The organism is Stenotrophomonas sp. TWI377, from assembly GCF_039674525.1.
In the GTDB taxonomy this organism is placed as follows: Bacteria; Pseudomonadota; Gammaproteobacteria; order Xanthomonadales; family Xanthomonadaceae; genus Stenotrophomonas.
Map to the genome: position 1 here is coordinate 1 of NZ_JBDJNT010000032.1, position 22861 is coordinate 22861.

25 protein-coding genes are annotated in these 22861 nt (G+C 66.8%); 11 read left to right on the forward strand and 14 right to left on the reverse strand.

Annotated elements, in window-relative coordinates:
• Positions 1 to 98 precede the first annotated feature (98 nt).
• The 8 genes from ABE546_RS17895 to ABE546_RS17930 all read right to left on the reverse strand — a co-directional run bounded on the left by ABE546_RS17895 (position 99) and on the right by ABE546_RS17930 (position 9412).
• Positions 99 to 314 carry a hypothetical protein gene (locus ABE546_RS17895; protein WP_102787997.1) on the reverse strand — a complete coding sequence of 72 codons (216 nt, stop codon included), beginning with the start codon at positions 312 to 314 and terminating at the stop codon, positions 99 to 101.
• A gap of 192 nt (positions 315 to 506) precedes the next feature.
• Entirely contained in the window at positions 507 to 1931 is a 1425-nt protein-coding gene (locus tag ABE546_RS17900; RefSeq protein WP_121037974.1) for a replicative DNA helicase, read from the reverse strand.
• A 214-nt stretch (positions 1932 to 2145) separates the two neighbouring features.
• Positions 2146 to 2706: an NADPH-dependent FMN reductase gene (locus tag ABE546_RS17905; RefSeq protein ID WP_313210278.1), complete on the reverse strand. Its 561-nt coding sequence runs from the start codon at positions 2704 to 2706 to the stop codon at positions 2146 to 2148.
• 168 nt (positions 2707 to 2874) lie between these two features.
• The gene (gene asnB / locus ABE546_RS17910) at positions 2875 to 4818 is read right to left on the reverse strand and encodes an asparagine synthase (glutamine-hydrolyzing) (protein WP_346464618.1); all 1944 of its coding nucleotides are present in this window, start codon (positions 4816 to 4818) and stop codon (positions 2875 to 2877) included.
• Positions 4819 to 4821: 3 nt separating this feature from the next.
• A complete protein-coding gene (locus ABE546_RS17915; protein WP_346464619.1) occupies positions 4822 to 7101 on the reverse strand; it encodes a thiamine pyrophosphate-dependent enzyme in 2280 nt (759 codons plus the stop codon).
• A 46-nt stretch (positions 7102 to 7147) separates the two neighbouring features.
• A complete protein-coding gene (locus ABE546_RS17920; RefSeq protein ID WP_313210284.1) occupies positions 7148 to 7807 on the reverse strand; it encodes a glutathione S-transferase family protein in 660 nt (219 codons plus the stop codon).
• Between the two features lie 91 nt (positions 7808 to 7898).
• The gene (locus ABE546_RS17925; RefSeq protein WP_346464620.1) at positions 7899 to 8450 is read right to left on the reverse strand and encodes a GNAT family N-acetyltransferase; all 552 of its coding nucleotides are present in this window, start codon (positions 8448 to 8450) and stop codon (positions 7899 to 7901) included.
• A gap of 131 nt (positions 8451 to 8581) precedes the next feature.
• Positions 8582 to 9412 carry a glycine zipper 2TM domain-containing protein gene (locus ABE546_RS17930; protein WP_123730792.1) on the reverse strand — a complete coding sequence of 277 codons (831 nt, stop codon included), beginning with the start codon at positions 9410 to 9412 and terminating at the stop codon, positions 8582 to 8584.
• A 159-nt stretch (positions 9413 to 9571) separates the two neighbouring features.
• Between ABE546_RS17930 and ABE546_RS17935 the strand changes: the two genes are divergently transcribed.
• Together ABE546_RS17935 and ABE546_RS17940 are read left to right on the forward strand one after the other, a co-directional pair.
• Positions 9572 to 9796 carry a DUF6116 family protein gene (locus tag ABE546_RS17935; RefSeq protein WP_152152652.1) on the forward strand — a complete coding sequence of 75 codons (225 nt, stop codon included), beginning with the start codon at positions 9572 to 9574 and terminating at the stop codon, positions 9794 to 9796.
• Entirely contained in the window at positions 9793 to 10566 is a 774-nt protein-coding gene (locus ABE546_RS17940; RefSeq protein WP_313218828.1) for a TatD family hydrolase, read from the forward strand. The genes ABE546_RS17935 and ABE546_RS17940 overlap by 4 nt, the downstream gene beginning before the upstream one ends.
• On the opposite strand, the gene ABE546_RS17945 is transcribed toward ABE546_RS17940, so the two are convergent.
• A complete protein-coding gene (locus ABE546_RS17945) occupies positions 10540 to 11943 on the reverse strand; it encodes an MFS transporter (RefSeq protein ID WP_346464621.1) in 1404 nt (467 codons plus the stop codon). The two genes, ABE546_RS17940 and ABE546_RS17945, sit on opposite strands and share 27 nt — an antisense overlap.
• Before the next feature lie 98 nt (positions 11944 to 12041).
• On the opposite strand from ABE546_RS17945, the gene ABE546_RS17950 reads away from it, so the two are divergent.
• A complete protein-coding gene (locus ABE546_RS17950) occupies positions 12042 to 12914 on the forward strand; it encodes a LysR family transcriptional regulator (RefSeq protein ID WP_346464622.1) in 873 nt (290 codons plus the stop codon).
• A 28-nt stretch (positions 12915 to 12942) separates the two neighbouring features.
• Here the strand turns inward: ABE546_RS17950 and ABE546_RS17955 are convergent, their stop codons facing one another.
• The gene (locus ABE546_RS17955; protein WP_313210297.1) at positions 12943 to 13752 is read right to left on the reverse strand and encodes a tRNA threonylcarbamoyladenosine dehydratase; all 810 of its coding nucleotides are present in this window, start codon (positions 13750 to 13752) and stop codon (positions 12943 to 12945) included.
• Between the two features lie 94 nt (positions 13753 to 13846).
• On the opposite strand from ABE546_RS17955, the gene ABE546_RS17960 reads away from it, so the two are divergent.
• Positions 13847 to 14287 (forward strand): hypothetical protein, encoded by a 441-nt coding sequence (locus ABE546_RS17960; RefSeq protein ID WP_346464623.1) that lies wholly within the window; start codon positions 13847 to 13849, stop codon positions 14285 to 14287.
• Positions 14288 to 14405: 118 nt separating this feature from the next.
• Positions 14406 to 14891, forward strand: a complete 486-nt coding sequence (locus ABE546_RS17965; protein ID WP_019185918.1) for a glycine zipper 2TM domain-containing protein — start codon at positions 14406 to 14408, stop codon at positions 14889 to 14891.
• An 84-nt stretch (positions 14892 to 14975) separates the two neighbouring features.
• Here ABE546_RS17965 and ABE546_RS17970 read toward each other — a convergent pair whose 3' ends face one another.
• Positions 14976 to 15179 (reverse strand): cold-shock protein, encoded by a 204-nt coding sequence (locus ABE546_RS17970; RefSeq protein ID WP_019185917.1) that lies wholly within the window; start codon positions 15177 to 15179, stop codon positions 14976 to 14978.
• A 231-nt stretch (positions 15180 to 15410) separates the two neighbouring features.
• Here ABE546_RS17970 and ABE546_RS17975 point away from each other — a divergent pair, with 231 nt between their 5' ends.
• The 3 genes from ABE546_RS17975 (at position 15411) to arsC (ending at position 17569) form a co-directional block, all read left to right on the forward strand.
• The gene (locus tag ABE546_RS17975; RefSeq protein WP_259261564.1) at positions 15411 to 15896 is read left to right on the forward strand and encodes a DUF456 domain-containing protein; all 486 of its coding nucleotides are present in this window, start codon (positions 15411 to 15413) and stop codon (positions 15894 to 15896) included.
• A 153-nt stretch (positions 15897 to 16049) separates the two neighbouring features.
• On the forward strand, positions 16050 to 17216 hold the full coding sequence (locus ABE546_RS17980) for a phospholipase A (protein ID WP_346464624.1): 1167 nt from the start codon (positions 16050 to 16052) through the stop codon (positions 17214 to 17216).
• The gene (arsC, locus tag ABE546_RS17985; protein WP_313218836.1) at positions 17216 to 17569 is read left to right on the forward strand and encodes an arsenate reductase (glutaredoxin); all 354 of its coding nucleotides are present in this window, start codon (positions 17216 to 17218) and stop codon (positions 17567 to 17569) included. The genes ABE546_RS17980 and arsC overlap by 1 nt, the downstream gene beginning before the upstream one ends.
• Positions 17570 to 17578: 9 nt before the next feature.
• Here the strand turns inward: arsC and ABE546_RS17990 are convergent, their stop codons facing one another.
• Entirely contained in the window at positions 17579 to 17932 is a 354-nt protein-coding gene (locus ABE546_RS17990) for a hypothetical protein (protein ID WP_313210307.1), read from the reverse strand.
• A 177-nt stretch (positions 17933 to 18109) separates the two neighbouring features.
• On the reverse strand, positions 18110 to 18745 hold the full coding sequence (locus ABE546_RS17995; RefSeq protein ID WP_313218839.1) for a glutathione S-transferase family protein: 636 nt from the start codon (positions 18743 to 18745) through the stop codon (positions 18110 to 18112).
• A gap of 160 nt (positions 18746 to 18905) precedes the next feature.
• Here ABE546_RS17995 and ABE546_RS18000 point away from each other — a divergent pair, with 160 nt between their 5' ends.
• Positions 18906 to 19541, forward strand: coding sequence for a LysE family translocator (locus tag ABE546_RS18000; RefSeq protein ID WP_313218840.1), 636 nt, complete (start codon positions 18906 to 18908; stop codon positions 19539 to 19541).
• A 102-nt stretch (positions 19542 to 19643) separates the two neighbouring features.
• Here the strand turns inward: ABE546_RS18000 and ABE546_RS18005 are convergent, their stop codons facing one another.
• The gene (locus ABE546_RS18005) at positions 19644 to 21161 is read right to left on the reverse strand and encodes a fumarate hydratase (protein ID WP_346464625.1); all 1518 of its coding nucleotides are present in this window, start codon (positions 21159 to 21161) and stop codon (positions 19644 to 19646) included.
• A gap of 154 nt (positions 21162 to 21315) precedes the next feature.
• On the opposite strand from ABE546_RS18005, the gene ABE546_RS18010 reads away from it, so the two are divergent.
• Together ABE546_RS18010 and ABE546_RS18015 are read left to right on the forward strand one after the other, a co-directional pair.
• A complete protein-coding gene (locus tag ABE546_RS18010) occupies positions 21316 to 22212 on the forward strand; it encodes an RNA polymerase sigma-70 factor (protein ID WP_346464626.1) in 897 nt (298 codons plus the stop codon).
• Between the two features lie 36 nt (positions 22213 to 22248).
• A complete protein-coding gene (locus tag ABE546_RS18015) occupies positions 22249 to 22692 on the forward strand; it encodes a carboxymuconolactone decarboxylase family protein (RefSeq protein ID WP_346464627.1) in 444 nt (147 codons plus the stop codon).
• The last annotated feature ends 169 nt before the right edge of the window (positions 22693 to 22861 follow it).

A 22861-nucleotide genomic window follows, 5' to 3' on the forward strand; every position in this document is an offset into this window, starting at 1 on the left:
CTCTCTGCTTTGGTCGGCCCGCCCGGCGCCCCCCCCCCCCCCCCCCCCCCCCCCCCCCCCCCCGCCCCCCCCCCCCCACTACCCGATCCCATTCTTGTTCAGGCCGTTGCGACGCGCCCGCCACCCAGCAGCCGCGCCGGAAGCATCAACAGCGCACGCAGGAAGGCAAACAGCGCCGAGAACGTGATGCCGACCAGGCGGAACGGCAGGCTGACCAGCCACACCAACGGCCACGCCACCAGGGCCAGGAGCGCCAGCGGCCAGCACAGCACGAACAGCAGGCACCACACGCCCAAGGCGAACAGGGTCTTCATCGTTGGTCTCCGTTGACGGCACCCTGCCGCCCGGAGACCACTATCGCGCCCTGCCCGGGCGCACTGCAACGGGTTTGCGACGAAGCCCAGGATGCGCCGATGAAACGGCAGTGCCGACCGCTGGCCGGCTCTGCACGATGACGGTTCCACGGGAGCCGGCCAGCGGCCGGCACGACCGTAACGCCTTCGGCGTTACTCGAACGATCCCACCGAGTCGTGCGACAGGTTGTCGAACCGGGTGTATTCGCCGAAGAACTTGAGCTTGCACGAGCCGGTCGGGCCGCCTCGGTGCTTGCCGATGATGATCTCGGCCAGGCCCTTGTCCGGCGACGTTTCCTTGTTGTAGTAGTCGTCGCGGTAGATGAAGACGATCATGTCCGCATCCTGCTCGATAGCGCCGGATTCGCGAAGATCGGCCATCACCGGGCGCTTGTCGGTACGCGTTTCCAGCGAGCGATTGAGCTGGGAGAGCGCGATGACCGGCACGTTGAGCTCCTTGGCCAGGCCCTTCAACGAACGCGAAATCTCCGAGATTTCGGTCGCGCGGTTTTCGCTGTTGCCCGGCACGCTCATCAGCTGCAGGTAGTCGATGACGATCAGGCCCAGGTCGTGCTCGCGCTTGAGGCGGCGGCACTTGGAACGCAGGATCTCCGGCGACACACCGGGCGTATCGTCGATGAAGATCTTGGTTTCCTTCAGCATCCGGATCGCACCGGTCACCCGGCTCCAATCCTCATCTTCCAGCTGACCGGTACGCAGGCGCTGGGCGTTGATGCGGCCGTTGGAGGAAATCAGACGCATCGCCAGCTGCGAGGCCGACATTTCCATCGAGAACACCGCCACGCCCTTCTTGGACTTGATCGCGGCGTACTCGGCGATGTTCAGCGCCAGCGTGGTCTTGCCCATGGCCGGGCGCGCAGCCAGGATGATCAGATCGGTCGGCTGCAGGCCGGCGGTCATCGCATCGAAATCGGTATAACCGGTTGGCAGGCCGGTGATGTTGCCGCCGTTCTCGAAGCGGTTGCGCAGCTCTTCAAAGGCGTCTTTCAACGCACCGGGCATCGCCACGAAATCGGTGCGGCCGCGCGCGCCCTGTTCGGCGATCGCGAACACGGATTTTTCCGCTGCCGAGAGCAGCTCGCTGCTTTCGCGGCCTTCGGGCTGGAAGCCGTCGTTGACGATGTCGGTGCCGACCTGGATCAGCTGGCGCAGCACGGCCTTGTCACGCACGATCTCCGCGTAGGCACTGATGTTGGCGGCCGACGGCGTGGTGCTGGCCAGCTCGATCAGGTACGCGCCATCCCCCACCAGCTCCATCTTGCCCTGCGATTCAAACCACTCGCCCAGGGTCACCGCATCGAACGGGCGATCGCGTTCGGACAGCTCGCGGATCGCGCGGTAGATCATCTGGTGATCGCGGCGGTAGAAGTCGGTTTCGGTCAGCTGGTCGTTGACCCGGTCATAGCTTTCCGGGGCCAGCATCAGCCCGCCCAGCACCGCCTGCTCGGCCTCGATCGAATGCGGCGGCACGCGCAGGGCGTCGATGCGCATCTCATCGCGATCAAAGCGGTCACCGCGGTCTTTGCGGTCGGAACGGAAGCCAGAACGGGCGGACATGGGGGGCGTATTTCCTGCAGTGTGAGGCGTAGGACATGGTAGGCACGCGGGGCGCCCCGCAGCCATGCACAAACCTGTGGATAAGCAGTGGATGAGCTGGGGATACCGGCGCCTGCCGGTACGATCGGCCGGGGCCGTCGCATCGCGTGCGACGGACGCCCTTGCGGCGCCCGTCCACGCCATTATCGCAGATGCATGACCCGCCCGCGGTGGATCAGTGCGTGCCGCCGTGGGTGCCGACCCAGGCGATGAATTTGTCCACGAAGCCCTGCAGGAAGTCCCTGGTGCCCTCATTGCTGATCGTGCCGTGCGCGTCGATCAGCCCTTCCTTGAAGTGCAGGAAGGCCTCGGGCTGGCCCAGCACCGGCATGTCCAGGTAGGCCAGGATGTTGCGCAGGTGCTGCTGGGCCAGCGCCGTGCCGATCACCCCGATCGAGGCGCCGATCACCGCCGCGGGCTTGCCGGCGAAGGCGCTGTCGCCATACGGGCGCGAGCCCAGGTCGATGGCATTCTTGAGCACGCCCGGGACCGAGCGATTGTATTCGGGGGTGACGAACAGCACCGCATCGGCCTCCCGGATCTGCTGCTTCAGGCGGACGCCCTGGCTGGGGTAGTCCTTGTCGAAATCCTGGTTGTACAACGGCAGGTCACCGATCTCCACGTAGGAGAACACCGCCTTGCCGGCGGCGAGTTTCTCCAGCGCGTGAGCCAACGCCTGGTTGTGCGAGCCCTTGCGCAGGCTGCCGACCAGTACGGCAATCTTGTATTCGGCCATCACGTTCGCTCCGTTGGGGGAAAGGCCCAGCCTAGGCGGGCCCACCTTCGGCAACGGTGAAGGCGGCGTCAGCCACGCATGGCGTGGCGCTACGGCCGACACCACATACGGTAGAGCCACCCCATGGGTGGCTGCCTTACGTCCGCACCCGCACGCGCACGCGCGGCACTACGCGCGCGTCACGTCGGCGCGTGCGTTGCGCCAATGCGCCTGCCAAGCCTGGAACATCAGCACGTTCCACAGATGCGTGTGCCATTTGCGCTCGCCCTGCTTGAACTGCTGCCACAGCGGGGCGACCGCCTCGACGTTGAACACCCCCTCCTCGGCCAGCCGCGCCGGATCCAGCAGTTCATCGGCCCAGCCACGCAGGTCGCCCTTGAGCCACGCGCTGACCGGGGCCCCGAAGCCGCGTTTGGGGCGGTGCACCATATCCTGCGGCACATAGCGGCCCAGCACGCGCTTGAGCAGGTACTTGCTGACGCCATCTCGCTGTTTCATCGCCATCGGCAGCGACCAGGCGAACTCGGCCACCCGCCAGTCCAGCAGCGGTGCACGCGCCTCCAGGCTGACCGCCATGCTGGTGCGGTCCACCTTGCACAGCAGATCATCCGGCAGATAGGTGCTGAAATCGGCCAGCATCATCGCGTCCGCCGGCGAGCCGGCACCGTGCAGCGGATCGGCCAGGTCGTAGAAGCTGCCGGCCGCCTGCGCGCCACGCACGGCCGCCACCGGGTCACGCCAGCGCGAAATACGGTTGCGGTAGACATCGCCGATGCCGCGCGCGCCCGACTCGGCCAGCAGCGCGGCCAGCCCACCGGTGCGCGAGGCCTCGCCCTGCGTATGCGCATGGCTGGCCATCCAGCGGCGCAGCGGCGCCGGCACCTTGCCCAGCAGGCGCCAGTTGCGCATCGCCCGCTGGTAACGGGTGTAGCCGAAGAACAGTTCATCGCCACCGTCGCCGGACAGCGCCACGGTCACGCCCTGCCGCGCCAGCCTGGCGACCAGCGCCGTGGGCACCTGCGAGGCATCGGCAAAGGGTTCATCGAACATCGCCGGCAGACTGGGCACCACGGCCAACGCATCGGCGCCGCTGACATACAGCTCGGTGTGATCGCAGCCCAGGTGCTGGGCGAGCGACTTGGCCAGCGGTGCCTCGTCATGGTCCGACCCGGTGAAGCCGATGCTGAAACTGTGCACCGGCTGGCTCGACTGTGCCTGCATCAAGGCGGCCACCACCGAGGAATCGGTGCCGCCGGAGAGGAAGACGCCGACCGGCACATCGGCCACCATGCGCAGCGCTACCGCGTCGCGCAGGACCGCATCCAACCGTTCTTCGGCCTCGGCATCGTTACCGGTGAACGGCGCGGCCAGGGCCTGCTGCATGCGCTCGCGCGCGTTCCAGAACGGCTGCTGCAACTGGTCCGGGCGATGCGCGGCAGCGCCGGCGGCTACCGCCTCGGCGTCCAGCCGCAGCACGCGGCCGGGCATCAGCTTGAAACAGCGTTCATGGATGCAGTGCGGCGCGGGAATGTAATCCAGCCGCAGCAGCAGGGTGAGCGCATCGCGGTCGACCTCGTTGTCGAAGGCCGGGTGCTGCCACAGGGCCTTGAGCTCGGAACCGAACACCAGCGTGTCACCGGCCCAGCCGTAGTACAGCGGTTTCTTGCCGACGCGGTCGCGGGCCAGCCACAGGCAGCGCTCGGCGCGGTCCCACAAGGCGATGGCGAACATGCCGTTGCTGCGCTGCAGGGTTTCGTCAAAGCCCCACTCGGTGATCGCAGCCAGCAGCACTTCAGTATCCGAATGGCCGCGGAAGCCGTGGCCCAGCGCTTCCAGCTCGGCGCGCAGCTCGGCGAAGTTGTAGACCTCGCCGTTGTAGGCCAGCACATAACGGCCATCCACCGACGTCATCGGCTGATGGCCCAGCGGCGACAGGTCCAGGATGCTCAGCCGGCGGTGCGCCAGCGCGATGCCGGCCGACGCATCGGCCCACACCCCGCTGTCATCCGGGCCGCGGTGCACCAATGCGTCGCCCATGCGCCGCGCCTGTTCTTCCAGTGCTGCCTGCTCTCTTGCCGGAGCGGGCAGCAGCATGCCTGCCAATCCACACATGTATCAAGGGTCCTGCGCCAGCGCGAGGGCGGCGTTCAATACCGCATTGTCGCTTGGAAGCACGCACAATGCTGCCCCCGCCAGCGGCGTGTAGGTATCGGCGCCGCATACCCGCCGGATCGGCAGGTGCCCCAGCCCCGCCTCGACCAGCGCGGTGATCACGCCCTCGCCCACCCCGGCGCTGTGCCGGCCCTCATCGACCACCAGCACGCGCTGGGCATCGGCGGCCTGCGCGGCGATGAAACCCGCATTGAGCGGCACCAGCCAGCGCAGATCGACCACCCGCACCTGCCAGCCCAGCTGCTGCTCGATCGCCCGTGCCGCCCGCAGGCTCATCGGCACGCCATTGCCGTAGGTGAAGATGACCAGGTCACTGGCCTCCGGCGCGTAGACCCGGCCCTCGCCGGGTACCAGTGCCTGGTCGGCGGCCGGATACGGGAACAGCCATTGGCCATCGCCCGGCGCGTGCAGGTCCTTGGTCATGTACAGCGCGATCGGCTCGAGAAACACCGCGACCCGGCCGTCGACGGTCGCCAGCGCGGCCAAGGTACGCAGCATCATCGCCGCATCGTCGCCGCGCGAGGGACAGCCGACCACCAGGCCGGGGATGTCGCGCAGCGCGGCGATCGAGTTGTCGTTGTGGAAATGCCCGCCGAAGCCCTTCTGGTAGCCCAGCCCGGCAATGCGCACCAGCATCGGGTTGCGGTACTGATCGTTGGAGAAGAACTGCAGTGAGCACGCCTCGCCACGCAGCTGGTCAGCCGCGTTGTGCAGATACGCCAGGTACTGGATCTCGGGGATCGGCAGCATGCCCAGGTTGGCCAGGCCCTGTGCCATGCCCAGGATCATGGTTTCATCGAGCAGGGTATTGAACACACGGCGCGGCCCGAAGGCCTTGAGCAGACCCTTGCTGACTGTGTACACCCCGCCTTTCTGCGCGACGTCCTCGCCGAACAGCAGCGTGGCCGGGTACTTGGCCATCAGATCGTGCAGCGCCTGGTTGATCTGGATCGCCAGATGGCGCGGCGGCTGTGTCTCGGGCAGCTGCGCCTCACCTCCAAACGCGGCGGCACGCGCGTCATCGGCAGCCACCCGCGTGGCTTCGGCATGGACCGCCGCCGGCGAGTACGGCGCCAATGGTGCGATCACTTCCGCGAGATCGGTCAGTTTCGGGCGGCGATCCGCCTCGGCGGCCGCGGCGAAACAGCGCGCGCGCACGCGCTCGTACAGATCGAGCACCTGCGCGGCGGTCATCCACCCAGACTGCAGGGCGATCGCCGCCGAGCGCAGCAGCGGATCGCTGGCCTCGGCCGCGCACAGCTCCGGCAACGGCCGCCATTCGATCTCGAAATCGGTGCCGGCATGGCCCATCAAACGCGTGGTGCGCAGGTGCAGGAAGGTCGGGCGGCGGGTCTGCCGGCAATGCGCCAGCGCGCGCTCGACCTGCGCATGCCCCTCGACCAGATCCAGCCCATCAGCGAAGAAGTAATCCAGGCCCGGGCGGTGCGCGAAACTCTGCGCGATCCAGCCGTCCGGGGTCTTGACCGAGATGCCGATGCCGTTGTCTTCGCAGACGAACAGGATCGGCGCTGGCAGCCGCTGGTAGGCCGCCCACGCCGCCGTGTTGAACGCGGTCTGCGCGGTGGCGTGGTTGGCCGAGGCATCGCCGAAGGAGCAGATCACCACGCTGTCCTCGGGAATCGGCAGCGTGTGACCGATGCGTCGCCCGCTTTCGATGGCCAGCGCGGTGCCCAGGGCCTTGGGCAGGTGCGAGGCGATCGTCGAGGTCTGCGGCAATACCCACAGCGGCTTGCTGCCCCACACTTTGTGGCGCCCGCCGCTGGCCGGATCGTCCCGACTGGCTGCGAACGAGAGCGCCGCGTCCATCACCGGGTCCATGCCGGGCAGCTTGCGGAAGCGCTCGGCCATGAAACCGCCGGAACGGTAGTGCAGGAACGCCGGATCGGTGTGCCGGGACAGGCGCGCCACCAGCGCATTGCCCTCGTGGCCGGACGAACCGATCGTATAGAAGACCTTGTTCTGCACGCGCAGCACGCGCGCCATCAGGTCCAGATGGCGGCTGATCAGCTGCGACTCGAAGAGGTCGGCAAAGCCCTGCGCGTGCAGCGAACTGCCAGGCAGGATGGGGCTGCCGGGGGCTGGCCTCGGCGCAGGATCGCCACGCCACTGCTGCACGAAATCGATGAAGTTGGCGTCGCATATCTCGGCCCGGTTGAGGCCCTTCATGCGCGCGGGAATCGGATCGGGAACCACGGCAAACATGCATCACCCTCCGTGACGTGTTGCGTAGGCGGATAACCGGACGAACTCAGCGGGACTGCGCGAACAGGGCCTGCACCTCCGGCAGCGGTGTGGGCATGGGGACGAAGCGCGGCTGCTCGCGCACGCGCTGCAGCCAGGCCTGGACGGCCGGATACGGTGCCAGCGCGACGCCGCCATCCGCCGCGACATCGGTGTACGCGAACAGTGCGATGTCGGCGATGCCGTAGGCGCGGCCACTGAACCACGGCGCCGTGCCCAGATGCTCCTCCATCACCGCCAGCGCCTGGGCCGAGCGCTCACGCAGGCGCGGCAGCTCGGCACGGCGCGGTGACTCCAGCGGCGTCCAGCCGCTGATGAAGCGCGCGACCGCCAGGCATGGTTCGTGGCTGTACTGTTCGAAGAACATCCAGCGCAGCGTCTGTGCGCGCTCCCAGCCATCCGTGGGCAGATACGGTGTGCCCTCGGCCAGCCAGAACAGGATCGCGTTGGATTCGGGCAGCACACGCCCGTCATCGCGCTGCACCAGCGGCACCTTGGCATTGGGGTTCATCGCCAGGAAATCCGGCGTATGGGTCTGGCCGTGCGCACTGTCGACCTCGACCCAGTGGTAGCGCGTGCCCAGCTGCTCCAGCAGCATCCGCACCTTGTGGCAGTTGCCCGATACGGACATGCCGTACACCGTCAATGGAGCCCGCAACGACGTCATCGCTACCCTCTTGCGCATGCACCGCGGGCGGCTCGCCCGCGATGCCGAGTCTGGCCTCACCCCATCGCCTTTGCCAAGCGCGGGTGCAGCATCACCGTTGGCCGGCGCGGCGCTGCTGCCACTGCTGCCGCGACTGGCCCCAGATCTCTATCGGCTTGCCAGCGTGCGGCGGCGGCAGCTCGCCCATGCGCAACAGCGAACTACCCAGCTTGCGCGCGACGACCTTGGAGTTTTCGTTGGCGGCATCGATGGTGTGGATGACCTCGTCCCAGCCCAGCGTGTCGAACGCCCAGTCCATGCTGGCCACCGCCGCTTCGGGCGCATAGCCCTTGCCCCAGCTCTCGCGGCGGATGCTCCAGCCGACCTCGGTGCCCGGCCAGTCCAGCGGCTGCCAGGGGCCCATGCGGCCGACCCACTCACCGCTGCTCTTTTCGATCACCGAAAACATCGAAAACCCGTACAGATGCCAGCTGCCGACCAGGCAGCTGAAACTGCGCCATGCCTCCGAGGGGGGGCGCACACCACCGAGGTGCTGCATCACCTCCGGGTCCGAGCAGAAGCGCAGGAAGGCATCGAAATCCTCGGCGCGCGGTGGGCGCAGGATCAGACGGTCAGTCTCCAGCTGGAGGTCGAAAATGCTCATGGCGTCCTCGTGTGTTGCATGCGTGGCGGCATGATCGCAGATGCCGTGATCGGCAGGCCGTGCGGCGCACCCCAAAACGCAGCACGCCGGCAGAGGCCGGCGTGCTGGTGGTGCTTTCGAGCTGCAGGAACTTACTGCCTGTTCGCATCCAGTGCGGCGGTCTGGGTCACCAGCTGGCCATCGATCACCGGCAGGCGATCGCTGCTCGGCTTGTTGTCCATCTTCACGGTCTTCTCGGCGCCATCGTAACGGTAGGTCACGTTGTAACCGGTGACCGCATTGGTGGTGCCCATCGGGATGCGGTTGCCCGGCTTGCTGGCCATGCGCATGGTGCCGGTGGTGCCGTCTTCATTGCGGTAGGTGACGTTGTAGCCGGTCACGCGGGTCGACTCGGAGGTAGCGGTTTCGGTGTGGCACTGGCGCTCGGTGCGGTTGACCACGCGGCCACCCACATGGCGCTTGTCCACCTGGTTGCCGATCATGCCGCCAGCGACAGCACCAGCGGCCGTGGCGGCCTTGCGGCCATTGCCACCACCGACCTGGTTACCCAGCAGGCCGCCGATCACGGCACCAGCGACGGTACCGCCAACGTTGCCGTCGCGTTCGGGCAGGCGTTCCTGCACCACCACGTCCTGGCAGACTTCATGCGGGGTCTGGGTGCTGGACGTCTCCCGTACCGGCTCGGTGCCGATCACGGTGGCGTACGCCTTTTCCTTCTTGGTCAACGGATCGACCTTGACGATGTCGGCGTATTCCAGCTTGCCCGCCTTGTCTTCAATGGCCAGCTGGTCGGTGCGCGCGCCATCGTCGGCGAGCGGCGTGGTGTCCAGAGTGGGCCGGGTCTGAGCAGCGGTCACCGCATCGGGCGAGGAACTGCCGCCCTTCATGAAGGCAGCGGTGGCGATACCGCCAACCAGCAGCGCACCCGCAGCGACCAACGCAGTAGTAGTTGTACTTTTCATAACCGGCTCCTTGCGGACGATCCGCAACGTTCTTGAGTGAATTCCAGCACGGCCACCCTGAACGGAATCTCCACGGATCGTGAACATCCTGCCGCCCATTCAGGTTCGGTGAGCCTTGAGCTCGTGATAGCGTTTACAGCATCTGCCCAGGAGTGCCTCATGTCCAATCCCATACTGTTGCCGGTGCTGGAATGGGCGCGTCGGCTGCGCTACCCCACCCTGTTCAAGATCACCGCCGCGCTGTTCGCGGTGACGCTGGTGATTCCCGACCCGCTGCCGTTCGTGGATGAAATCCTGTTCGGCCTGGGCACGCTGCTGCTGGCCAACTGGAAGCGACGCGGCGACAAGCTTCCGCCGCCGCTGCCGGCCAAGCGCCGCGCGTGAGGTTGATCGACAGCCACTGCCATCTGGATGCGGGTGAGTTCGATGCGGATCGCCCTGAGGTGATCGCGCGCGCGCGCGCGGCCGGCGTCATGGCCCAGGTCGTTCCCGCCGTCACTGCCGCCAGTTGGCCCGGCCTGCGCGATGCCTGCCGGCTGGCCGATGGTCTGCACCCGGCCTACGGGCTGCACCCGATGTTTCTGGACCAGCACCGCCCCGAACACCTGGAGGCGCTGCGTGCGTGGCTCGAACGCGAGCGCCCCTGCGCGGTTGGGGAATGCGGGCTGGACTTCTTCGTGGAGGGTCTGGACGTGGACGCTCAGCTGCACTACTTCCTGGGCCAGCTGCGGCTGGCACGCGAGTTCGACCTGCCGGTGATCGTACATGCGCGCCGCGCGGTAGATGCGGTGATCGCGGCGATCAAGCAGATCGGCGGGCTGCGCGGCGTGGTGCACAGCTTCTCCGGCAGCCCCGAGCAGGCACGGCAACTGCACCAGCTGGGCTTCCTGATCGGACTGGGCGGCCCGTTGACCTATGACCGCGCCCAGCGCCTGCACCGTCTGGTCGCCAGCATGCCGCTGGAGCAGCTGCTCCTGGAAACCGACGCGCCGGATCAGCCGGATGCGGGGATCCGCGGAGAGCGTAATGAACCGGCACGCTTGCCGGTGATCCTGGCGACGGTGGCGCGGCTGCGCGGGGAGCGGGCCGAAGTGATTGCCGCGCAGACCACGGCCAATGCGCGCACCCTATTCGGGCTTCACGGCTTCTCCTGAAGCGCGCAACGGGTGGAGTGGCCCCGGCCGCATGCCAGACCAGCACAGGACGCTCGCCAGCAATAACGCTCCCGCCGACATGCCGATCGAGATGTGCATGCCATGCATGAACGCATCCGGCGCGCCATCGCCGATCAGGCTGCCAAACAGGGCGACACCCAGCATGCCGCCGACCTGTCGCGCACAGTTGAGTACGCTGGAGGCGATGCCTGCCCGCGACCGGTCGACCGATGCAAGCGTCGCGTTGGTCATGGTCGGCACCACCAAGGCGACCCCGCTTGCCGCCATCAGCATCGGTACGATCAACAGCGCGTAATGGCCCCCGATGCTCACCCGCATCAACAACAGGTAACCCGATCCTGCCAGCGCAAGACCCATGAACATCAGCAACCTGGGACCGAGCCGCGTAATCAGGCGCCCCGCCACCACATTGAGTGCGACCAGAACGAGGGTCATCGGCAGAAAGGCCAGCCCGGTCTGTTGCGGGGACAGATGCTGCTGCATCTGAAAAAACAGACTGAACACGAAAATCAGACCGTAATAGGCGAAATTCACCGCGACGCCTGCCAGCGAGACGATGGAGAACGTGTGATTTCGAAACAGATTCAATGGCAGCATGGGTGAGGTGCTGTGAGCTTCAATCCAGAGGAAGGCGGTGAGGGACACGAGCGCCAACAGGGTCCCTCCGCGCACCACGCCATGCGCCCAACCCAGCTGACCTGCCTCGATCAGGGTCATGGTCGTCGCTGCCAGCGCAACCATGGCAGCCACCTGCCCACTCCAATCGAGGCCACGCCGATGCCCGCCGCCGGACGGCGCCGCATGCCGAAGCGTCAGGCAGATCCCGATCAAACCAACCGGAAGATTGATCAGAAACACGCTGCGCCAGCCTGCATGCGCTACCAGCACTCCGCCCAGCACGGGACCGGCAGCCAGCGCCGCTCCCCCGAGAGCGCCCCACCACCCGACGGCACGACTACGCGCCTGGCTGTCCGGAAATGCCCGCTGCACCATGACCAGCGAGTTGGGTACCAGCAGCGCCGCGCCCATGCCCTGGATCAGTCTGGCTCCCACCATCACAGGCAGACTGCCCGCAAGCCCGCAGGCAGCCGACGCCAGAGTGAACACCGCCAGGCCCGAGAGGTAGAGCCGGCGCGCGCCGAAGCGGTCGCCCAGCGCCCCGCTTGTAAGCAGCAGTGCGGCGAATGCCAAGGTGTAGGCGTTGACCACCCACTGCAGGCCGGCCACATCAGTTGAAAATTCACGCTGCAGGGCATCCAGTGCAACGTTGACCACACTGATGTCCAGCAGCACCACGACGAAGCCGAACGCGGCGGCCCAGAGCGTACCGCGCGCGGAAGCAGAAAAAGCTGCCATTTGGGGTCCCACAAGCATAAGAGACCGTCCATGCTAGGCTTGGTTGGCACCCTCGAAAATTCCCCGAAATCACACTCCAGACCTGCGAAAACGCACCGATGTTCGACTGGGAGAATCTCCGTCATTTCTTGGCGGTTGCGCGCGACGGCACCTTGTCAGGCGCGGCTCGGGCGCTGCATGTCGACCATGCAACCGTCAGCCGTCGTGTTGCGGCCCTGGAGGTCGAACTGCAGGTTGCGCTGGTCGAGCGCTTGCCACGCTCCATCCGCCTTACCGCGATGGGCGTCCAGATTTACGAGCACGCCAAGGCCATGGACACCTCAGCATTTGCTGTCGCCCGCGCGAGCCGGGCCAGCCAGGAGGCTATCAATGCCAGGGTGACCCTTAGTGCACCGCCAGTGCTGGTGGCGCACCTGCTGGCGGAACGGGTTGCCGACTTCCGGGCAGCGCAGCCCGGCATTCAACTTTCCGTGTCGGCCCAAGCCCAGCAGGTATCACTCGCCCGCCGCGAGGCGGATGTGGCTCTGCGGCTCGTCCGTCCCAAGGAAGCCAGCAGCGTTGTGCGCAGAATCGGACGAATGACGTTCGCGCTCTATGCCAGCCACGATTACGTCGCCACCCGTCGGCCCGAAGAGTGGGCCTTCATTGCCTATGACACGCAGTTTGCTGACATGCCCCAGCAGAAGTGGCTGCTGCAGATCGCAGGAAGCCGTGCCGTGTCGTGCGAACTGAGCGACATCAGCAGTCATCGGGCAGCTGCTCTGGCCGGAGCTGGCGTGGCCGGGTTGCCGCGCTTTCTGGGTGATGCCGCGCCAGGACTGATTCAGCTGGCGCATGACGGAGCGCCGTTCTCACGTGACATCTGGCTGGTGGTGCACCGTGACCTCCGGCGGTCACCCTCGGTACGCACGGTCATGGACTTTGTGGCGACCGTCGTCGCGGACCGGCCCGGCCTTGCGTTGAACGCGTGAGCCGGTCCACTGCCGTGCCGATAGCGGCTCAGTCGGCCGTGACCACCGTGGCCGGCTTCTTCATCAACATCTCCAGCGCCTTCCCGACCGCCGCGAACGCGAACGCGCCGGTGATATGCGTGGCCGCGCCCAGCCCGGCGCCGCAGTCCAGCTTCAGCGCCGCGTCGGCGCCGAGGTTCGGGCGGATGCCGCACACGCTACCATCGGCCTGCGGGTACTTCACGTTTTCCAGCGAGTACACCGCCGGCACGCCGAAGTAACGCGAGGCGTTCTTGGGGAAGTTGAAATCGCTGCGCAGCTTCTTGCGGATCAGCGCCATCATTGCGTCGTGTTCGGTGCGCGAGACATCGCGGATCCGCACCAGGGTGGGATCAGTACGGCCACCGGCCGCCCCCACGGTGAGAATCGGCAGCTTGCGGCGGCGGCACCAGGCGATGGTCTCGACCTTGACCCGGAAGCTGTCGCAGGCATCGATCACCAGATCGAAATCGCGGTCCAGCAGCTCGACCATGTTGGACACGGTCAGGAACGAGGCAACCGCATCGACGCTGATGTCCGGGTTGATCGCGCGGCAGCGCTCGGCCATCGCCTCGGCCTTGTTGCGGCCGTACTGGCCGGCCAGCGCCGGCAGCTGGCGGTTGGTGTTGGACACGCAAATGTCATCGGCATCGATCAGGGTCAGGTGCCCGACCGCCGTGCGCGCCAGCGCCTCGACCACCCACGAGCCGACGCCGCCCATGCCCACCACCGCCACCCGGCGGCTGGCGAGCAGATCCACGGTGCCTACTCCATACAACCGGTCGATGCCGGCAAATCGTTCGCGCAGTACGTCGTTCATGCGCCTATTTTAATGCGCCCAGGCCCGGCCGGGACGCGCCGTGGACAGGACGCGTCGTACCATCGCCGCAGCCACCCTCACCGAAGCCCTCACCATGAACGACCCCGTGACCCCGCAGCGCCGCCCGTCCGCCGCGTACCGCTACCTGTTCGTCGGCCTGCTTGGCCTGGTGATCGGCCTGATCGCCACGGTGATGGTCTCGCGCGCCATCCAGGCCCGCCAGGATCCCTTCCCCGATTCGCTGATGCACGTGATGAACCGCCAGGTGCAGCTGCTGCAGGCCGCGCAGGCGCAGAACCGCTGCAGCCTGGCCGACACCGTGCCGCGGCTGCAGACGCTGCGCTCGCTCTCCAATGATCTGGACCTGGCCTTTCCCGGCCTGAAGGACAGCCAAGGCTTCCAGCAGCACGCCAGCGCGCTGCGCGCCACCCTCAATGAGGCCTTGGCCGCACCGCCGACCGACTGCCCGGGCATGGCCGCGCTGGTGGAGAAGATCCAGACCGACTGCAAGGCCTGCCACCAGGATTTCCGCTGATTCATCTTCCAGCCACGCTGGCGGCCCGGGATTGGCACGCTGTTCACGCAGCACAGGACACGATCTGCTCCATGCGCACCAGACGCATTCGACCACCCCTCTGGCCAGGAGATACACCATGAAGATTCAACTGATTGCCGCCGCTGCCGTTGCCACCGTCGCCCTGGCTGGCTGTGCCACCACCTCGCCGGGTTACGGCAGCAGTGGCTACAACAACGGGTACGGCAATTCCGGCGGCAACTACAACACCAACCGGTGTGCCGACTGCGGCATCGTGACCCGCATCAACCAGGTCGCTTCGGGCCGCAGCGCGCCGAGCGCGACCGGCGCGGTGCTGGGTGGCATCGTCGGCGCGGTCGCCGGCCATGAGATCTCCGACCACACCGGCGGCAGCCGCGGCAACAAGAACATCGCCGCCGCCGCAGGCGCGGTGGGTGGTGCGCTGGCCGGCAACCAGATCCAGAAGAACGTGACCAGCGATACCTTCGACATCACCGTGCGCATGGATGACGGCCGTACCGTGGTCGTCAACCAGCGCGATCTGGGTGGCATCCGCGAGAACACCTACGTCCGCGTGGTCAACGGCAAGGTGATCCTGCGCTGATCGGCGCAACGCACACGTAGACAAAAAAGGGCCCGCGCAAGCGGGCCCTTTTCGTGTTTCAACCAGGCAGGACCCGGTCTGCGCTCAGAGCGGCTTGACCTTGTCGGCCTGCAGGCCCTTCTGGCCAGTGACCACTTCGAACTCGACCGCTTGACCTTCCTTCAGGCTCTTGAAGCCCTGGGATTCGATCGCACGGAAGTGCACGAACACATCTTCGCCGCTCTCACGGCTGATGAACCCGAAACCCTTCGCGTCGTTGAACCACTTGACGGTGCCCTTCTCAGCCATCTCAGCTACTCCCTAACTGTCTTGTTGTTGGATACACCCGTACAGGCGGCTGACAGCAAGGGGAAGCGGGGTGCAACGATGCAGCGGATCTGGAAGATCTACCATCATCAGGCCACGATCCACGGTGACCTTGCCAAGCTCAGCGTCTGCAACTTAACCCGAGCAAAACGAAAAAGCAACTGGCCAAAACCTTCGGATGTCAACCCCATTTCAGGAACCATACTGGACAGCATGGACCATTCATTCATCTTGTACCTGCTAGCCGTCGTTCTGGTGCTCGTCGGCATTGCCGGCGTGATTCTTCCCGCCCTGCCCGGCATCCCGCTGGTGTTCGCCGGGCTGGTGCTGGCGGCATGGGCCGACGATTTCGTCCATGTGGGCTGGCTGCCGCTGACGGTCCTGGGCCTGTTGACCCTGCTGTCTTTCGCCGTGGACATCCTGGCCACGGTGGTCGGCGCACAGCGGGTAGGTGCCAGCCGCAAGGCCCTGTGGGGAACCTTCTTGGGCAGCATCGTCGGGGTGTTCTTCATGCCGATCGGCCTGTTCGTGGGCCCGCTCGCCGGCGCACTGCTGGGCGAGTACTGGCACACCCGCGAGCTGGGCCGCTCCACCAAGGTGGGCCTGGCGACCTGGCTTGGCATCCTGCTGGGGTTCGCGCTCAAGCTCGCGCTGGTGATCGCGATGCTGGGCCTGTTCGCGTTCGCCTGGTTCTTCTGAGGTCACCGCCAGACCGGGGCTTCACGCCCTGACCACACCATTGACCGGCATAAACCGGATCAGATCGACCGTGTCGTGCGCTGGCGGGATTATTCCTCAGCGGCCACACTGTGCCGGTTGACCCATTCATTCTTGTCACGCGGCCCTGCTCCCATGACCATGCCCCATTCCCGTTCCGTCCTGTTCACTGCCCTGGCCTTGGCCGGCACCGCCCTGCCCGCCGCAGCACAGGAGGCGGCACCGAAGCCGGCGTCACCGGAGGCCTGCGCACTGGTGGACACCGACGCAGCGCGCCTGGCCTGCTACGACACGCTGTTCGGGCGCACGCCCGACGTAACGCTGGCCGCCGATGCCGCCGCCACCGCCGCCAAGCAGGAGCGCCGGGAAGAACGTCATGCCGCCCGCAGTGCCGACGCCGACGCGCCCGCGACGCAGCGGGTCAAGCAGCGCCTCGGAGAAGTGTTCAAGAACGACGGCCATGAAGATGCGCTGGCCAATGCCGGCAAGGGCTCGCTGCTCGACAGCCGTTGGGAGCTCGCGCAGGACTCCAAGCTTGGCGCGTTCCAGCTGCGCGCCTACAAGCCGGTCTACCTGCTGCCCGCGTTCTGGACCAGCGACAAGAACCAGATGCCGCAGTCGCCCAATCCGGTCAACACGGTCACCACCTCGCAGCAGCTGGACAGCGCGGAACTGAAGTTCCAGCTCAGCTTCAAGACCAAGATCGTGGAGAACCTGTTCGGCGACAACGGCGACATCTGGGCCGGCTACACGCAGAGCTCGCGCTGGCAGGCCTACAACGCCGACAACTCGCGCCCGTTCCGTGAGACCAATTACGAGCCGGAAGTGATGATGATGTTCCGCAACGGCTACTCGATCGGCGGCTGGCGCGGGCGCATGAGCGGGATCGGCGTCAACCACATGTCCAACGGCCGCGCCGATCCCCTGTCGCGCAGCTGGAACCGGGTGATCGCCACCGTCGGCCTGGACCGGGAGAACTGGGCGCTGGTGCTGCGCCCGTGGTATCGCATCCCGGAAGACCGCAAGGACGACAACAACCCGGACATCTCCGATTACATGGGCCGCGGCGACGCGACCCTGACCTGGAACAAGAACGGCCACGAGGTCTCGCTGATGGCGCGGCACTCGCTGCGCGGCGGTGATCGCTCGCACGGCGCGCTGCAGCTTGATTACGGCTTCCCGATCAGCAACCTGCTGCGCGGCCATGTGCAGATCTTCGATGGTTACGGCGAGAGCATGATCGATTACAACCACAAGGCCACCTATGTCGGCCTGGGTGTGTCGCTGCTGGAGTGGTATTGATGGCGGTGACGATCTGGCACAACCCGCGCTGCAGCAACTCGCGCGGGGCGCTGGAGATCCTGCGTGAGCACGGCATCGAGCCGGTGGTGATCGAGTACCTCAAGACCCCGCCGGACCGTGCCACGCTGGCAGGGCTGATCACGCGCATGGGCATCGCCCCGCGTGCGTTGCTGCGCAACAAGGAGCCGGCCTATGGTTCGCTCGGGCTGGACGACGATGCGTTGTCCGATGCCGCGTTGATCGAGGCGATGGTCGCCCACCCGGAGCTGATCAACCGTCCGATCGTGGAGACCCCGCGCGGTGCACGCCTGTGCCGGCCGCCAGAGACGGTGCTGGAGATCCTACCGGCGTAAAACCGCGCCTCAGCTGCCGCCGCAGCGGCTGGTACACCGGTTGATATCCTCCCCGCAGGTCAGCGCCGGCAGCCGGTTGCGGCAGTAGTCGCTGCTGGCCTGGCATGATTTACGCAGGTCCGGGTTGTCGATCTTGTCGCACTTCGCATCGCGCTGGGTCGCCACCCCGGCGCCACAGCTGTCGCCGCTGCCAAATCCCGTACGGTTGGTCATGCAACTGTCGTACTGGCGTTGGCACTGCTGCATGCACTGGTTGGCGGCGGTGACCTCGCGCAGGCTGGGCGGGGCGGTGTGGAAATCGCCATCACTGCTGCAGGCGGTGACCAGCAGGATCAACAGCAGGGCGGAAAGCATCCTCGGCATCGTCGTGCTCCGTGTGGAAAGCATCCGGCCGTGGCCGGCATGTGTGCATGCCCGGAATGTAGCACTGCTTGTTTTCCGAATTAAGGCCGGGGTTCCCGGCGCGGTCGCAGACGCCTGTTGCGTTACATCGGCTGCGGCGCGCGTCGCATCTTCGAGGCGCACATCGACTGACGTCCTTCAACGCCAGTCGGTGATGCCCTCGCGCCGGTAGACCTCGGCGAACGCCGGCCGTGCTTTCAGACGATCGGCGTAGGCCTTCAATGCCGGCCAGGTGTCACTGGGCGTGGGCATGTTGCGCGACCAGCGCATCAGCATCACCAGCATGAAATCGACCACGCTCAACGACTCGCCCAGCACATACGGGCCGCGCGTGGACAGATGCTCGGCCAGATGCTGCCACGCGCCTTCCAGCCGCTCGCGCGCCCGCTGGCGGGTCGCGTCCACGTGCTCGGGGCCCGCCATTTCCTGCGGGTAGAACCACGCCCGATACGCCGGTTGCACGGTATTGGCGCACCAGAACATCCAGCGGTACGCCTCGGCACGGTCGGCAGTCCCCGGGGCTGGCAGCAGGGCCGCTTCCGGATGGCGGTCTGCCAGATGCAGCGCGATCGCTGCCGCTTCGGTCAATACCTGCCCGTCCAGCACCAGCGTCGGCACCAGGCCCGCCGGATTCAAGGCGAGATACGCTGCATCCTTGTGCTCGCGCTTGTCGAAATCCAGCAGCACCAGATCGTGCTCGATCTGCAGTTCCAGCAACAGCCAATGGACGACCAGGGCGGCGGTACTCGGCGATCCATACAACGTGGTGCGCATGCTCAGGGCCTCTTGAGGGAGGCGCACAGTATGCGCTCGCGCTTCGTGCCATCACATGGGTACAGAGCACGGGCGATGGGGACGCGTTCTGTCTCTGCCACTGCGCCGCGGACGCTCGCAGAATGCGTCTTCTGCCCCGCCGCCAGCCCAGGATCCTCCCATGCCCGATTCGTCCGCTCTGCTCGCCTTCGGTCTGATTTCGCTGGGCATGGTGCTGACGCCCGGGCCGAACATGATCTATCTGATCTCGCGCTCGATCTGCCAGGGACGCACCGCCGGGCTGATCTCGCTGGGCGGTGTCGCGCTGGGTTTTCTGGTGTACCTGGTGTGCGCGGCACTGGGCATCACCGCGCTGCTGATGGCAGTGCCGCATGCCTACGATGTGTTGCGTTTCGCCGGCGCGGCGTATCTGCTGTACCTGGCCTGGCAGGCGCTGCGCCCTGGCGGACGTTCGCCGTTCCAGCTGCGCACGCTGGACCATGACAGCCCGCGCAGATTGTTCGGCATGGGGCTGTTCACCGCGCTGCTCAATCCGAAGATCGCCGTGATGTATCTCTCGCTGCTGCCGCAGTTCATCCAGCCCCATGGGCATGGCAGCGTGATGGTGCAATCGGTGGTGCTCGGGCTGGTGCAGATCGCGACCAGCGTCAGTGTCAACGCACTGATCGTACTGGCCGCCGGCAGTATTGCCACCTTCCTGGCCGGACGCCCGCGCTGGCAGACGGTGCAGCGCGGCCTGATGGGTACGGTGCTCGGCGCGCTGGCGGTGCGCATGCTGGTGGACGCGCGCCGCTGAGGAGAAGCACTGGCCAACGGTCGGTGCCTGCCCGCCTCAGCCACGAAAAACGGCGCCCTTGGGGCGCCGTTTTCGTGTGCAGCGTTATCGCGACGGGAAGCCTCAGGCGACGACGACCGGAATCTTGCCGATGCGGGCCTGCCACTCGCGCGGGCCGGTCTGGTGCACGGACTCGCCGGTGGAATCCACCGCCACGGTCACCGGCATGTCCTGCACGGTGAACTCGTAGATCGCTTCCATGCCCAGATCCGCGAAGCCGACCACCTTGGCCGCCTTGATCGCCTTGGAGACCAGGTAGGCCGAGCCGCCGACCGCCATCAGGTAGGCCGACTTGTTGTCACGGATCGCCTCGATCGCCGCCGGGCCGCGCTCGGCCTTGCCGACCATGCCCAGCAGGCCGGTCTGTTCCAGCACCTGGCGGGTGAACTTGTCCATGCGGGTCGCGGTGGTCGGGCCAGCCGGGCCCACCACTTCGTCGCGCACCGGATCGACCGGGCCGACGTAGTAGATGAAGCGGCCCTTGAGGTCGACCGGCAGCGGCTCGCCCTTGTCCAGCATCTCCACCATGCGCTTGTGCGCGGCGTCGCGGCCGGTCAGCAGCTTGCCGTTGAGCAGCAGGGTCTGGCCGGGCTTCCAGCTGGCGACGTCATCCGGAGTGATCGTGTCCAGATCGACCCGGGTGCCCTTGGAGGCGTCATAGGTGATCTGCGGCCAGTCTTCCAATGACGGCGGATCGAGCATCACCGGGCCGCTGCCATCCAGCGTGAAATGCGCATGGCGGGTGGCCGCGCAGTTCGGGATCATCGCCACCGGCAGGTTGGCCGCGTGGGTCGGGAAGTCCTTGACCTTGATGTCCAGCACGGTGGTCAGGCCGCCCAGGCCCTGCGCGCCGATGCCCAGCGCGTTGACCTTGTCGAACAGTTCCAGGCGCAGTTCTTCGGCACGGTTGGAGGCGCCACGGGCCTTGAGCTCGTTGATGTCGATCGGCTCCATCAGCGACTCCTTGGCCAGCAGCATCGCCTTCTCGGCGGTGCCGCCGATGCCGATGCCGAGCATGCCCGGCGGACACCAGCCGGCGCCCATGGTCGGCACGGTCTTGAGCACCCAGTCCACGATCGAGTCGGACGGGTTGAGCATGGCGAACTTGGACTTGGCTTCCGAACCGCCGCCCTTGGCCGCGACGATCACCTCGACGGTGTCACCCGGCACCACCTTGACGTTGACCACGCCCGGGGTGTTGTCCTTGGTGTTGATGCGCTTGCCGGCCGGATCGGCCAGCACCGAGGCGCGCAGCTTGTTGTCCGGATAGTTGTAGGCGCGGCGCACGCCTTCGTTGGCCATGTCCTCCACGCCCATCGTGGCGTCGTCCCAGCGCACGTTCATGCCGATTTCCAGGAACACGGTGACGATGCCGGTGTCCTGGCAGATCGGCCGGTGGCCTTCGGCACACATGCGCGAGTTGATCAGGATCTGGGCCATCGCCTCCTTCGCGGCCGGCGACTCTTCGCGCTCGTAGGCAGCGTTGAGGCTCTTGATGTAATCGACCGGGTGGTAGTACGAAATGTACTGCAGCGCGTCGGCGATGGACTGGATGAGGTCTTCCTGCTTGATCGATGTCACGACTTGCTCGCTTGCTGGAGGCTGGCGGGGGTTGAACCGCCGATTTTAACAAGGACCGCCCCTCGGCGTTGAGAATCGCTCGCGGTGGCCCGGTTTGGTGCACAGTGGCTGCCCAGCCTTGTCACAGCGGTCTGCCCGGCCGCGTCCTCCCGGCATGACCCCGACCGATACCTTCCAGACCCACCGCCCCCGCCTGTTCGCCCTGGCCTACCGCCTGCTGGGCAGCCGCAGCGACGCCGAGGACACCGTCCAGGACGCCTGGCTGCGCTGGCAGGGCACCGACACCGCCGTGATCCGCGATCCGGAGGGTTGGCTGGTCACCGCCACCACCCGGCTCGGGCTGGACCGGCTGCGCGCCCGGCGCAGCGCGCGCCTGGACTACGTGGGGCCGTGGCTGCCCGAGCCGCTGGAGATCACCCTGGACCCGGATCCGCTGCAGGACCCGGCCCAGCGCCACGCGCTGGCCGACGAGGTTTCCGTGGCGTTCCTGGCGCTGCTGGAGCAGCTCACGCCGGACGAGCGTGCTGCCTTCCTGCTCAAGGACGTGTTCGACTACGACTACCCGGACATCGCCCCGCTGCTGGAGCACTCCCCCGCCAACTGCCGGCAACTGGTGCACCGGGCGCGGCAGCGGCTGCAGACCGGCGCCCCACGCTTCGCGGTCTCGCCCGCGCAGCACCGCGACCTGCTGGCACGCTTCATGGACGCCTCGCAGCAGGGCGACCTGACGGCGATCCGCTCGCTGCTCGACGCCAACGCCGAGATGATCTCCGATGGCGGCGGTCGCGTGACCGCGGCGATCCGCCCCCTGCTGGGCGCTGAGCGTATCGCGCAGCTGTACTGGGCGATCGCCCGTCGCAATGGCCAGCATCCCGCCCAGCTCGGCCAGGTCAACGGCGAGCCGGCGATCCTGCGTTTTGCCGGGGACCAGTTGCACTCGGTCACGATGATCACGGTCGATGGGGAGCGCATCGTGCGCGTGCTCAGCGTGCTCAATCCGGAAAAACTCACCGCGCTTGTCACAGCGCGCGAGGCTGGCGCGTCCTCCTGATGAAGACGGCCATTGCGGCCGTCATGGAGTACTCACATGTCCGCTTCGCCCCGCGTTCCCTACACCCGTCTGGCCGCTGAGGCCTTCAAGGGCCTGCTGGCCACCAGCAAGGCCGTCCACGACAGCTCCATCGATCCTGTATTGATGGAGCTGGTGTTCATGCGGGTCTCGCAGATCAATGGCTGTGGCTACTGCATGGACATGCACGGCACCACCCTGCGCAAGGGGGGGATCGAACCGCGCAAGCTCGATACGCTGCCGGCCTGGCACGAGAGCCGCTTCTTCGATGCGCGCGAGCGTGCCGCGCTGGGCTGGGCCGAAGCGCTGACCCGGCTGAGCAGCGCAGCGCCGTCCGATGCGGCCTACGACGCACTGGCCCTGCATTTCGATGAGAAGGGCATCAGCGATCTGAGCATGGGCATCGCGGTGATCAACGCCTGGAACCGCCTCGGCGCCGGCTTGCTGCCGCCGCTGCCATAAGGAACGGGTAGTGCCGGCCGCTGGCCGGCTCCGCACGATCGTCGTGCTGCACGGGTAGTGCCGGCCGCTGGCCGGCTCCGCACGATCGTCGTGCTGCACGGGTAGTGCCGGCCGCTGGCCGGCTCCGCACGATGCTGGGTGACACCGGGCGCCGGCCAACGGCCGGCCC

What these genes read in the sequence shown, in the direction of transcription:
- ABE546_RS17970 (WP_019185917.1), bottom strand. Translation starts at nt 15,179, where the DNA reads ATGGCTGAGAAGGGCACCGTCAAGTGGTTCAACGACGCGAAGGGTTTC.
- ABE546_RS17990 (WP_313210307.1), bottom strand. Translation starts at nt 17,932, where the DNA reads ATGCCGAGGATGCTTTCCGCCCTGCTGTTGATCCTGCTGGTCACCGCC.
- arsC (WP_313218836.1), top strand. Translation starts at nt 17,216, where the DNA reads ATGGCGGTGACGATCTGGCACAACCCGCGCTGCAGCAACTCGCGCGGG.
- ABE546_RS17920 (WP_313210284.1), bottom strand. Translation starts at nt 7,807, where the DNA reads ATGACGTCGTTGCGGGCTCCATTGACGGTGTACGGCATGTCCGTATCG.
- ABE546_RS17905 (WP_313210278.1), bottom strand. Translation starts at nt 2,706, where the DNA reads ATGGCCGAATACAAGATTGCCGTACTGGTCGGCAGCCTGCGCAAGGGC.
- asnB (WP_346464618.1), bottom strand. Translation starts at nt 4,818, where the DNA reads ATGTGTGGATTGGCAGGCATGCTGCTGCCCGCTCCGGCAAGAGAGCAG.
- ABE546_RS17925 (WP_346464620.1), bottom strand. Translation starts at nt 8,450, where the DNA reads ATGAGCATTTTCGACCTCCAGCTGGAGACTGACCGTCTGATCCTGCGC.
- ABE546_RS17965 (WP_019185918.1), top strand. Translation starts at nt 14,406, where the DNA reads ATGAAGATTCAACTGATTGCCGCCGCTGCCGTTGCCACCGTCGCCCTG.
- ABE546_RS18000 (WP_313218840.1), top strand. Translation starts at nt 18,906, where the DNA reads ATGCCCGATTCGTCCGCTCTGCTCGCCTTCGGTCTGATTTCGCTGGGC.
- ABE546_RS17950 (WP_346464622.1), top strand. Translation starts at nt 12,042, where the DNA reads ATGTTCGACTGGGAGAATCTCCGTCATTTCTTGGCGGTTGCGCGCGAC.
- ABE546_RS18015 (WP_346464627.1), top strand. Translation starts at nt 22,249, where the DNA reads ATGTCCGCTTCGCCCCGCGTTCCCTACACCCGTCTGGCCGCTGAGGCC.
- ABE546_RS17895 (WP_102787997.1), bottom strand. Translation starts at nt 314, where the DNA reads ATGAAGACCCTGTTCGCCTTGGGCGTGTGGTGCCTGCTGTTCGTGCTG.
- ABE546_RS18010 (WP_346464626.1), top strand. Translation starts at nt 21,316, where the DNA reads ATGACCCCGACCGATACCTTCCAGACCCACCGCCCCCGCCTGTTCGCC.
- ABE546_RS17960 (WP_346464623.1), top strand. Translation starts at nt 13,847, where the DNA reads ATGAACGACCCCGTGACCCCGCAGCGCCGCCCGTCCGCCGCGTACCGC.
- ABE546_RS17900 (WP_121037974.1), bottom strand. Translation starts at nt 1,931, where the DNA reads ATGTCCGCCCGTTCTGGCTTCCGTTCCGACCGCAAAGACCGCGGTGAC.
- ABE546_RS17980 (WP_346464624.1), top strand. Translation starts at nt 16,050, where the DNA reads ATGACCATGCCCCATTCCCGTTCCGTCCTGTTCACTGCCCTGGCCTTG.
- ABE546_RS17945 (WP_346464621.1), bottom strand. Translation starts at nt 11,943, where the DNA reads ATGGCAGCTTTTTCTGCTTCCGCGCGCGGTACGCTCTGGGCCGCCGCG.
- ABE546_RS17935 (WP_152152652.1), top strand. Translation starts at nt 9,572, where the DNA reads ATGTCCAATCCCATACTGTTGCCGGTGCTGGAATGGGCGCGTCGGCTG.
- ABE546_RS17930 (WP_123730792.1), bottom strand. Translation starts at nt 9,412, where the DNA reads ATGAAAAGTACAACTACTACTGCGTTGGTCGCTGCGGGTGCGCTGCTG.
- ABE546_RS17975 (WP_259261564.1), top strand. Translation starts at nt 15,411, where the DNA reads ATGGACCATTCATTCATCTTGTACCTGCTAGCCGTCGTTCTGGTGCTC.
- ABE546_RS17995 (WP_313218839.1), bottom strand. Translation starts at nt 18,745, where the DNA reads ATGCGCACCACGTTGTATGGATCGCCGAGTACCGCCGCCCTGGTCGTC.
- ABE546_RS17955 (WP_313210297.1), bottom strand. Translation starts at nt 13,752, where the DNA reads ATGAACGACGTACTGCGCGAACGATTTGCCGGCATCGACCGGTTGTAT.
- ABE546_RS17915 (WP_346464619.1), bottom strand. Translation starts at nt 7,101, where the DNA reads ATGTTTGCCGTGGTTCCCGATCCGATTCCCGCGCGCATGAAGGGCCTC.